Raw genomic sequence first — 9,325 nt, 5'->3', positions numbered from 1 at the left:
CTGCTCCATCCGAGGGGCCCGGTTCCTACCGGGCCCCTCGGCCTTTTCCCGGAAAGAGATCCGAGGGAACGCGGCCGCTCCCCGGCCCGCCGACGGCGCTCCTCCCCGGTCGGCCTGACGGTCTGTGCGCCGGGTCCGGCGCGCTCCCGGGCCCTCCGGGCCGCCGCTCCGCGCTTCTCACCGTCTCCGGAGGAGGACACGACGAAGGGGGCCCCGGGCGCGGGGCCCCCTTCGTGTCGTCCGCGCTCCCGCGGCCCGCGAGGCGCCTGCGCTCACGCACCCGCCCGGGCGGCGTCCGCGCCCGGCCGGAACCGGACGAGCCGGGCCGCCGGCGGCCGGGGCCGCCGCCCCCGGCTCACTGGTGAGCGGGCTCGCGCTCCTCTGAGGGCTCGTTGCCGCGGTCGGGGACGAACCGGTAGCCGACGTTGCGGACCGTCCCGATCAGCGACTCGTACTCGGCGCCGAGCTTGGCGCGGAGCCGCCGGACGTGGACGTCCACGGTCCGGGTGCCGCCGAAGTAGTCGTAGCCCCACACCTCCTGGAGCAGCTGGGCCCGGGTGAAGACCCGGCCGGGGTGCTGCGCGAGGTATTTCAGGAGCTCGAACTCCTTGAAGGTCAGGTCGAGGGCGCGCCCGCGGAGCCGGGCGGTGTAGGTGGCCTCGTCGATCGCCAGGTCGCCGCTGCGGATCTCGTCGGGCACCTCCTCCGCGGCGGACATGCTCATCCGGCCCACGGCCATCCGGAGCCGCGCCTCGACCTCGGCCGGGCCGGCGGTGTCGAGGACGACGTCGTCGGCTCCCCACTCGGCGGTCATCGCGGCCAGGCCGCCCTCGGTGACGATCACCAGCAGGGGGCAGTCGAGGCCGGTCGTCCGGAGCAGGCGGCACAGGCTCTTGGCCTGAACCAGCTCGCGGCGGGCGTCGACGAGGACGGCGTCGGCGGGCGGGGCGTCGATCAGCGCCGAGGCCTCCGCGGGCGCGACGCGGACCGAGTGCAGCAGCAGTCCGAGGGCGGGGAGCACCTCGGCGGACGGCTGCAGGGCATTGGTAAGAAGCAGGAGGTTGCTCACGTGCACTCCTTCGCCGGGCTCAGTGGCAGGCGGCCGTGCGGAGTTCGCCCGGTGCGTGTGCTCACGGTCGCCTCCTTCCCGCGTCGTGCCGGCGACAGCCGTACAAACACGTAAGGACCCGGGGGCTACGTCGCCCAGGTCCTTAGGCGAGGATATCCGAGAAGGGGTGAGCGTCCAGCGAACGTCCACCTGCTGAACACCTGTTCCCCCGGTGGATGCGCCGCAATCATCCGTTCACCCTTCGTAGACGACGAGGAGTTGGTCGAACGATGGCCAGGGGCATGATCCGCTACTGGGCGGCGGCGAAGGACGCGGCGGGCGTCCAGGAGGAGCCTTTCGACGCCGAGAACCTGGCGGAACTGGTGGTGAACGTCACAGCGGGCCGCGACGAGCTGGCCAGGGTGGCGCGCCGCTCGTCCTTCCTGGTGGACGGGCACCCGGTGGGCACCCGGGCGCACGAGACGGTCGTGCTCGCCGACGGCGCGACGGTCGAGGTGCTCCCGCCCTTCGCGGGAGGCTGACCCGCGCGGGACGGCCCGGTTCTCCGCGAGATTGCCGGGGACGCGCCGCGGTGGCAATCTGGCCACGTCCGGGGAACGGGGCCGAACGACGGGAGTCGGATGCGCAAGCTGCTCGTTTTTCTGATCCTGCTGCTCGTGCTCGCCGGGGTCCTGGACCGGGTCGCGGTCGCCGGGGTGGAGAGGGAGATCGCCGCCCGGGCCACCGCCCGCTACGACCTGGCGTCCCCGCCCGAGGTGACCATCCACGGCGTCCCGTTCCTGACCCAGGCCGTCGCCGGGCGCTACGACGAGGTCGAGGTCGCGGTCGGCCCGATGACCGTGGCGGGCGTCCGGCTGTCCGGCGTGGACGCCACGCTGTACGGGGTCACCGCGCCCCTGGCCGACCTGGTGACCCGCGCCGACCAGGTGGACATCCGCGCCGAGCGGGTGGTGGGCACCGTCGTGGTCGGCGAGGAGGCGCTGAACCGGCGGGCGCCCCGGGGGATCCGGGTGAAGGCCGGGCCGGGCGCCCTCGACGTCAGCGGGGAGATCACCTTCCTCGGCCGGCAGGTGCCCGCGGAGGCCAGGATGAAGATCCAGGTGACCGAGGACGGCCTGCTGCTCACCCCCGAGAAGGTCGAGCTGGGCGGCGGCATCACGGTGCCGGACCCCGAGCGCTTCATCCGCTACGAGATCCCGCTGGGAGACCTCCCCTTCAACCTGAAGGTGAGCGAGGTCGAGCCGGTGGCCGGGGGCCTGCGGATCACCGCGGAGGCGGCGGACGTCCCGCTGCGCGGCTGAGCGGCGGGCCGCTCCGCCGTGTCCGAACCGATCCGCCCCGCCGTACGTCATGAGGGTGTGAGCCACGCCGGAACCGCCGACGAGCAGCTCGTCAGAGCCCTCTTCGACGAGCACGGCGGGCCGCTCTACGGCTACGCGCTGCGACTGACGGGTGACCCGGGAAGAGCGGAGGACGTCGTGCAGGAGACCCTGCTGCGGGCCTGGCGCCACCCCGACGCGCTCGGCGGGCGCTCGATCCGCGCGTGGCTGTTCACGGTGGCCCGCAACCTCGTCTTCGACCAGCACCGGGCGCGCAGGGCGCGCCCGCCGGAGACGGGCGCCGAGGCGCTCGCCGCGGTGCCCGCCGAGGACGAGCTGGAGCGGGCCGTGGAGTCCTGGTCGGTCGCCGAGGCGCTGGCCGCGCTCCGGCCCGAGCACCGCGAGGTGCTCGTGGAGGTCTACTACCGGGGGAGGTCGGTGAAGGAGGCGGCGGAGACGCTCGGCATCCCCGCCGGGACGGTGAAGTCGCGCACGTACTACGCGCTGCGCGCGCTCAAGCTGGCGCTGGAGGAGCGGGGGCTCGCGCCATGACCATGACCTGTGACGAGGTACGGATGTCGCTCGGGGTCCACGCCCTGGGCGCGCTCGACGCCGCCGAGCACGCGCTCGTCGAGGCGCATCTCGCCGGGTGCGCCGGGTGCCGGGCGGAGGCGGAGGAGCTGGCCGGGGTCGCCGGCTTCCTCGGCCGGGTGTCGGAGGAGGACGTGGAGCAGGTGGCCAGCCCGCCGCACGCCGTGCTCGACCGGTTGCTGCTGCGCCGGGCGAGGCGGCGGCGGGCGGCCAGGGCGCTGCTCGGGCTGGCGGCGGCGGTCGCGGTGATCGGGGTCGGCGGGACGGTCTGGGTGACGGCCGACCGGTCCGCGCAGGACACGGTGACGGCGGCCTCCGCCCCGCAGAGCCCCTCCGGTGCCGCCGGGAGCGGCGAGCCGGGCGCCGAGGGGACCGCCGAGGGCCCGGCGGCCGGTGAGGACCCGGGGAGCGCCGGAGCCGCGGAGCCCGCCTCCGAGCCCGCCCCGGAGACCGCGGCCTCCGCCCTGCGCACCGCCTCTCCGCAGGCCGGTGAGGACGCCGCGGGCAAGCGCGAGTCCGCTCCGCAGCAGGCGGCGCCGGTGCCCGCGCCGAGCGGGAGCTCCGATCAGGCGCTGACGCTGAGCGACGCCGCGCCGCTGGTCGCCGAGGGCGGACAGGGGAGCGTCCGGGCGCGGGTGAGCGCCGCGCCGGCGGGCAAGGCCACCGCCGTCGAGGTCGTGGTCTCCGGAGTCGCCGCCGGCACCCGCTTCCGGCTGGACGTGGTCGCCGCCGGAGGGGGACGCCAGACGGCCGGTAACTGGACCGTGGACCGCGCCGCCTACGAGGAGTCGGGCCCCTTCCCGGGCTCGGTCACCATCCCGCCCGGGGAGATCGAGCGCTTCGAGCTCGTCACCGCGGAGGGGCGGGTGCTGCTGGCCGTCCCCGCCCGCTGAGCGCGATCCGGCCGGCGGTCCGCCGGACGCGCGGGCCGAAGGCCGGGCCGGTCGATGGAGCCGGGGCGGTCGCCGGGCGGCGCCGGGTGCGCGGGCCGGACGGGGGCGGTCGCCGGGCGGCGCCGGGTGCGCGGGACCGGCGGGCGGGCCGGGAATGCCGCGCCGGGGGCGGGTGTTGTCGTGCGCGATGACCGGGCTGACGGTGGTGGTCGTGACGCTCGCCCTGGCCACGCTCGCCGGCGTGGCGCTGCGGCGGCGCAGCGGCGTGCCACGCGAGGTGAGGGGCGACGTGCAGCGGTTGACTCCGGACGAGCTCGGTGCCGCGCTGGGCGAACGGGCCACCCTGGTGCAGTTCTCCAGCGCCTTCTGCCAGCCGTGCCGGGCGACCCGCCGGATCCTCGACGAGGTGGCGCGGATGGTGCCCGGCGTGGCGCACGTGGAGATCGACGCGGAGTCCCGGCTGGAGCTGGTCCGCGCCCTGAACGTCCTGCGCACCCCCACGGTGATTGTCCTCGACCGGTCCGGGTATGTGGTGAAACGTGCCTCGGGCCAGCCACGGAAGGCCGACGTGATCGGGGCGCTCGGCCTCGCCATCGAGGAGTGAGCGGGGCAGCCTACCGCTCTTGGGATGACCTTGTCTCAGGAATTGGACAGGGATGTGACAGATACCGGAACGCCGGGGTAATGTCATCGCCATGCACCCGATGACAGAGCTGCTGACGAAGCGGCGCGCGGTCGACTTCTGCCGCGTCGCCACCGCGCTCTGTCGCGCTTCCTGAGGGCGATCCCAAGCGGCTTCGGCCGCACTGATCTGCACGACCCTTCAGGAGCATCGCACGATGCAGGCTGATCCCAGAGCCCTCCGCTTCGCCGCGGCCGTCACCACCGTCGTCCTCGCGCTCGCCCTCCTCACGGGCAGCGTGTGGCCGCTGGCGGCCCAGACCGTGGTGTTCGCGCTGGGCGCCCTCGGCGCCTCGCCGTACGGGATGGTCTTCAAAGGGATGGTGAAGAGCCCTCCCAGGGAGTTCGAGGACGGCCGGCCGCCGCGCTTCGCGCAACTGGTCGGACTCGCCTTCACCCTGCTGGGCCTGGTCGGACACGCAACGCAGATCACGCCGCTGGCCCTCGGCGCCACCGCCGCGGCCCTGTTCGCCGCCTTTCTCAACGCCGCCTTCGGCTTCTGCCTCGGCTGCGAGATGTACTTGATCATTCGCCGTCTACTGCCCGCCGCAAGATAATCCCGGAGGATTCCATGAGCCGCTCCGCCGCCCTGGTGGACGCCGACTGGGTCGAGGCCAACCTCGACACCCCTGGTGTCGTTCTCGTCGAGGTCGACGAGGACACCAGCGCCTACGACAAGGGCCACATCCGTGGCGCCGTGAAGATCGACTGGAGGAAGGACCTCCAGGACCCGGTCCGCCGCGACTTCGTGGACCGTGAGGGCTTCGAGGCCCTGCTGTCCGACCGGGGCATCGCCAACGACGACACCGTGGTGCTCTACGGCGGCAACAACAACTGGTTCGCCGCCTACGCTTACTGGTACTTCAAGCTCTACGGCCACGAGAACGTCAAGCTCCTCGACGGCGGCCGCAAGAAGTGGGAGCTCGACTCCCGCGAGCTGGTGACCGAGGTCCCGCAGCGCCCGGCGACCCAGTACAAGGCCTCCGAGCAGGACCGGAACCTGCGCGCCTTCCGCGACGACGTGCTGGAGGCGATCGGCAAGCTCAACCTGGTCGACGTGCGCTCGCCCGACGAGTTCACCGGCAAGCTGCTCGCCCCGGCGCACCTGCCGCAGGAGTCGGCGCAGCGCGGCGGCCACGTGCCGACCGCCCGCAACATCCCGTGGTCCAAGGCCGCCAACGACGACGGCACCTTCAAGTCCGACGAGGAGCTGAAGGCCCTCTACGAGGCCGCCGGCGTCGACTTCGGCAAGGACACCATCGCCTACTGCCGCATCGGCGAGCGCTCGGCGCACACCTGGTTCGTGCTGCACGAGCTGCTCGACCAGCCCAACGTCAAGAACTACGACGGTTCGTGGACCGAGTACGGCTCGCTCGTGGGCGTGCCGGTGGAGCTGGGGGAGGCCCGCTGATGACGACCCAGGGTTGCGCCGCACCGGAGCAGACCGCCGCTCTTCCCGCCGGGATCGACCTGTCCAACCAGGCCGTGATCCAGGGCGTCGTGACGGGCACGGGCACCGCCTACGCCCGCCTGCTCGATCACTCCGGCGAGTTCACCGGTGAGGTCGTGGTCTCCGACGACGGCATCTTCCGCTTCTTCGCCGCCCCCGGTGACTGGACCGTCCGCATCATCGCGGGCGGCGGCGTCACCAAGGACATCCCGGCCCAGGCCCGCCTGGGCGAGGTCACGCAGCTGTCCGTGGCCGTCTGACCGGTGCCGTGGCCGTCCGGCCGCGTCCGGACGGAGTCGCGCGGCGAGGGCCGGCGCCCCCTCCGCCACGAGGGGACGCCGGCCCTCGCCGTACCGCCGGAACTCCCAGGGGGAGCGGTCGGCCGATCCCCTGCGCGGGTGCTCTCCCGCCGGGAGCGGCGGGTCCGCGCCCGGCGGGAAGGGGCCTGGCCTGCGCCGGGAGCGGCGTTCGGCTGTGGGGGGTGCCGGGAGATCGCTACGATTCGTCGGGTGTCCGGAACGTCTGCTGTGTCCTCGCCCCCGCCGCCCCCGCCCCCGGTGCGGGAAGACGCCCCCGGACGGGCGCCGGCCTCGCCCGCGGCATACTCGCTGCCGCTGCACACGCTGAGGATCCTCGGCTCCTGCGCGCTCTCGCTGCTGCTCTGGTTCTCCGCCGGGCGGGCGGTGCGCGCGGCGCTGATGTGGGCGGGCACCGAGCTGGCGCACGGCGACCACCGCCAGGTACGGCTGGTCGTCACCACGCTGGTCTTCACGCTGATCGTGCTGACCGAACTCGTCGTCTGCGTCGGCATGCTGCACGCGGCACGCGGCGCGCTCCGCGAGATCCGGGCGCGCAGGGCCGAGGGCGAGGCGGACGAGACCCTGTCCGGCGCGCTCAACCGGGCCGCCCTGCTCTTCGCCGCGATCTACGTGGCCTGGGGCTTCCACCGCGAGGACGCGCGGGAGTTCGTCTCCCTCGACGCCATGAAACGCATCGACCAGGACCTCCAGGGGGCGCTCGCCGGGGCCGAGGGCGAGGCCGGCACGATCCTCGTCGGGCTGGACGTGCGGGTCTCCGCCGCGGTCGCGGTGGCCGCCTACCTCCTGCGGACGCTCTTCGGCTGGTGGCACGCGAACGGCCGGGTGCGGGGCAGCGGGCTGCTCACGGCCTTCTTCGAGCTGGGCTTCGCCCTCTACGGCGCGAACGCGCTGTTCGCCTTCGCCGCGGAGCGGTCGGACTGGCTGGAGGACCGGGCCGCGGTGGCCGCGCTCAAGGGGTTGCTCGCGGACCTGGCGGAGGCCCTGCCCTGGTGGAAGGAGTTCTGGGAGGCGGTCGCGCAGGTGTGGCCGCTCCTGATGGAGGCGCTGGTCGAACCGCTCACCTGGCTGGCCGTCGCCGCGCTCGTCTACGGGGCCTTCGTCGGGGACACGCGGGCGGTCGTGCGGGGGACCGGCCTGGAGGCGGCGGCCGGCCGCGTGGAGCGCACGCACCCCCTCACCCGGTCGGCGCTGACCGGGGCGACGGCCGGCGTGCGGGACCGGTGGGTGCCGCCGGTGCACGCCTTCCGGCTGGTCACCCGCGGCGGCGCCGCGCTGCTCGGCCTGTTCTGCCTGTGCCACGTCGCGCTCCGGGTGGGCGCCGACTACGCCGACCGGGGCGTGCGGGCCCTGGTCGGCAGCGACTTCCCCTTCTTCTGGGCGCTCTTCGGCGGTCCGGTGGACTTCGTGCGTGAGCTGGTGGTGGGGGTGCTGACCGTCTGCCTGCTGGCGGCCGCGTTCGACATCGCGGCCACCCGGAGCCGCGCGTCGGGCCGGGCGCTCACCGGCTGAGCGCCGGGCGGCGCCCGCCGCACGGGCCGGGCGGGCGCTCACCGCGCGACACCGGACCGGCGTTCACCGCGCGGACACCGGCCGGGCGCTCACCGGGTGAAGACCAGGACCTGGTCCCGGGGCTCGGTCTTCTCGGTGCCGGCGCGCCCGACCTGCTCCGCCACGCTCTCGTCCCGCAGCGGGACGCGGATCGTGCTGGGCACGACGTGGACCTCGACGTCGTCGGCGATCTCCTCGGGCACCAGCCCGGCCGCCTCGTAGCGGTAGGGGACGCCGACCCGGAGCTCCGCCGCCTCCACCGGGAGGTCGCTGCCGACGATCGCCGTCTGCCAGCTGCGGCCGTCGGGGTGGACGAGCCTGACCTCCGGCTCGCCGCGCCGGACCAGTCCCTCGGCGTCCAGGGCGGTCCTGGTCAGTGTGATCTTCAGCCACGCCCGTCCGGGCCCGGCCTCGCCGAACTCCGGCACGCTGTCCGCCCGCTCGATCCCGGCCTGCCAGGACACGTGCATGAGCGTGCCGCTGCCGCCGGGCTCCACGGTGTGGTGGTGCAGGGCGGGGATGCCGGCCCGGTAGAAGCGGTAGCCCTCCCAGGAGGGGATCCCGACGGCCAGCGCCACGGCGACGAGCAGCGCGCCGAGCCGCAGCGCCGTACGGCGCCGCGGCGCGGGGGCGGTCCGTACCGCGCCAGCCTCCGGGGACGGCGCCCCCGCGGGGGCGGCCGCGGGGGAGGCCGGCACCGGCGCGGCGGGCGGCGGCTCCGCGGGGACGGCAGGGAAGGGCTGGGTCGAGGACCCCGGTGACTCGCGGGAGGGCCGGGGCACGGGCGGCCACACCTGCTCGTCGGGGAAGATCCTGCGGGGGCCCGGCTCCCAGGACGGCCCGAGGGCGGGCTCCGGGGCGGGACCGGCGGCCGGCGGAGGCGCCGGGGTGCCGGTCACCGCTCGCCGCCCAGGGGGTAGACGTCCCTGGCCTCCGCGATCAGGCGCTGCGTGCCCGCCTCGTCCAGGTCCAGGTCGACCTCTATCTCGGGCTGGTACGCCTCCCCGATGAACCCGTTGCGCAGCGGCAGCACGATCCTGGCCCCGTTCAGCGCGCCGACCGGGACCTCGAAGACCGCCACGCCGTCGGTCCACCAGCCCGGCTGGATGTAGGGGTGGGTGATGGTCAGCGAGGGGGCCACCTTGTCGGTGGCCTGGTAGCGCCTGCCGTCGTCGGTCAGGAGCACCGGCGTGCCGAGCCGCTGCGGCTCCCGGTGGGCGGTCGCCTCCAGTTCGACCACGACGAAGAGCCCGGAGGTGGTGGCCGTCGCGGTCGTGCCCGTCTCGTCGGTGGTCCGCACGGTCCGGGCGCCGTAGGCCGCCTTCACCCGGGCGGAGAAGCGGGAGGCGACGACCTCCTCGCCCAGGCCGCCGGTCCAGGTCAGCGGGGCGCTCCGCTCCTCGGCGTCCAGGGCGGCCGCCTGCAGCGCCACCGCCGCGGCGGCGAGGAGGACC

The 9,325-nt window shown here is 74.7% G+C and carries 13 protein-coding genes; 10 read left to right on the top strand and 3 right to left on the bottom strand.

The annotated features are described in order from the left end of the window. Positions 1-355: 355 nt before the first annotated feature. Positions 356-1,069, bottom strand: coding sequence for a response regulator transcription factor (locus ABD823_RS33745; protein WP_344866906.1), 714 nt, complete (start codon positions 1,067-1,069; stop codon positions 356-358). A gap of 269 nt (positions 1,070-1,338) precedes the next feature. Here ABD823_RS33745 and ABD823_RS33740 point away from each other — a divergent pair, with 269 nt between their 5' ends. The 10 genes from ABD823_RS33740 to ABD823_RS33700 all read left to right on the top strand — a co-directional run bounded on the left by ABD823_RS33740 (position 1,339) and on the right by ABD823_RS33700 (position 7,832). Next, positions 1,339-1,590, top strand: coding sequence for a MoaD/ThiS family protein (locus ABD823_RS33740; RefSeq protein WP_344866904.1), 252 nt, complete (start codon positions 1,339-1,341; stop codon positions 1,588-1,590). A 99-nt stretch (positions 1,591-1,689) separates the two neighbouring features. Beyond that, positions 1,690-2,370, top strand: coding sequence for an LmeA family phospholipid-binding protein (locus tag ABD823_RS33735; protein WP_344866902.1), 681 nt, complete (start codon positions 1,690-1,692; stop codon positions 2,368-2,370). A 57-nt stretch (positions 2,371-2,427) separates the two neighbouring features. Further along, the gene (locus ABD823_RS33730) at positions 2,428-2,940 is read left to right on the top strand and encodes a sigma-70 family RNA polymerase sigma factor (protein WP_344866900.1); all 513 of its coding nucleotides are present in this window, start codon (positions 2,428-2,430) and stop codon (positions 2,938-2,940) included. Next, on the top strand, positions 2,937-3,872 hold the full coding sequence (locus ABD823_RS33725; RefSeq protein WP_344866898.1) for a zf-HC2 domain-containing protein: 936 nt from the start codon (positions 2,937-2,939) through the stop codon (positions 3,870-3,872). Before ABD823_RS33730 ends, ABD823_RS33725 begins: the two co-directional genes overlap by 4 nt. A 187-nt stretch (positions 3,873-4,059) precedes the next feature. Further along, the gene (locus ABD823_RS33720; protein WP_344866896.1) at positions 4,060-4,476 is read left to right on the top strand and encodes a TlpA family protein disulfide reductase; all 417 of its coding nucleotides are present in this window, start codon (positions 4,060-4,062) and stop codon (positions 4,474-4,476) included. Positions 4,477-4,567: 91 nt separating this feature from the next. After that, the gene (locus ABD823_RS34750; protein ID WP_425566701.1) at positions 4,568-4,651 is read left to right on the top strand and encodes an Ms5788A family Cys-rich leader peptide; all 84 of its coding nucleotides are present in this window, start codon (positions 4,568-4,570) and stop codon (positions 4,649-4,651) included. A gap of 60 nt (positions 4,652-4,711) precedes the next feature. Further along, a complete protein-coding gene (locus tag ABD823_RS33715; RefSeq protein ID WP_344866894.1) occupies positions 4,712-5,110 on the top strand; it encodes a DUF4395 domain-containing protein in 399 nt (132 codons plus the stop codon). A gap of 14 nt (positions 5,111-5,124) precedes the next feature. After that, positions 5,125-5,964: a sulfurtransferase gene (locus ABD823_RS33710; RefSeq protein ID WP_344866892.1), complete on the top strand. Its 840-nt coding sequence runs from the start codon at positions 5,125-5,127 to the stop codon at positions 5,962-5,964. Further along, positions 5,964-6,263 (top strand): DUF1416 domain-containing protein, encoded by a 300-nt coding sequence (locus tag ABD823_RS33705; protein WP_344866890.1) that lies wholly within the window; start codon positions 5,964-5,966, stop codon positions 6,261-6,263. Before ABD823_RS33710 ends, ABD823_RS33705 begins: the two co-directional genes overlap by 1 nt. Positions 6,264-6,512: 249 nt before the next feature. After that, complete coding sequence (locus ABD823_RS33700) at positions 6,513-7,832, top strand: hypothetical protein (RefSeq protein WP_344866888.1); 1,320 nt, start codon at positions 6,513-6,515, stop codon at positions 7,830-7,832. An 89-nt stretch (positions 7,833-7,921) separates the two neighbouring features. On the opposite strand, the gene ABD823_RS33695 is transcribed toward ABD823_RS33700, so the two are convergent. Together ABD823_RS33695 and ABD823_RS33690 are read right to left on the bottom strand one after the other, a co-directional pair. Continuing rightward, positions 7,922-8,770: a hypothetical protein gene (locus ABD823_RS33695; protein ID WP_344866886.1), complete on the bottom strand. Its 849-nt coding sequence runs from the start codon at positions 8,768-8,770 to the stop codon at positions 7,922-7,924. Then, the coding region (locus tag ABD823_RS33690) for a hypothetical protein (protein WP_344866884.1) at positions 8,767-9,325 on the bottom strand (559 nt) is incomplete at its 5' end. The genes ABD823_RS33690 and ABD823_RS33695, both read right to left, overlap by 4 nt.

It is taken from the genome of Planomonospora alba (genome assembly GCF_039534085.1).
Classification (GTDB): Bacteria; Actinomycetota; Actinomycetes; order Streptosporangiales; family Streptosporangiaceae; genus Planomonospora_B; species Planomonospora_B alba.
This window is presented reverse-complemented; position numbering and strand designations above follow the sequence as displayed.

Coding starts and splice junctions, on each gene's coding strand:
- ABD823_RS33740 (WP_344866904.1), top strand. CDS start 1,339: ATGGCCAGGGGCATGATCCGCTACTGGGCGGCGGCGAAGGACGCGGCG.
- ABD823_RS33735 (WP_344866902.1), top strand. CDS start 1,690: ATGCGCAAGCTGCTCGTTTTTCTGATCCTGCTGCTCGTGCTCGCCGGG.
- ABD823_RS33725 (WP_344866898.1), top strand. CDS start 2,937: ATGACCATGACCTGTGACGAGGTACGGATGTCGCTCGGGGTCCACGCC.
- ABD823_RS33720 (WP_344866896.1), top strand. CDS start 4,060: ATGACCGGGCTGACGGTGGTGGTCGTGACGCTCGCCCTGGCCACGCTC.
- ABD823_RS34750 (WP_425566701.1), top strand. CDS start 4,568: ATGCACCCGATGACAGAGCTGCTGACGAAGCGGCGCGCGGTCGACTTC.
- ABD823_RS33715 (WP_344866894.1), top strand. CDS start 4,712: ATGCAGGCTGATCCCAGAGCCCTCCGCTTCGCCGCGGCCGTCACCACC.
- ABD823_RS33710 (WP_344866892.1), top strand. CDS start 5,125: ATGAGCCGCTCCGCCGCCCTGGTGGACGCCGACTGGGTCGAGGCCAAC.
- ABD823_RS33705 (WP_344866890.1), top strand. CDS start 5,964: ATGACGACCCAGGGTTGCGCCGCACCGGAGCAGACCGCCGCTCTTCCC.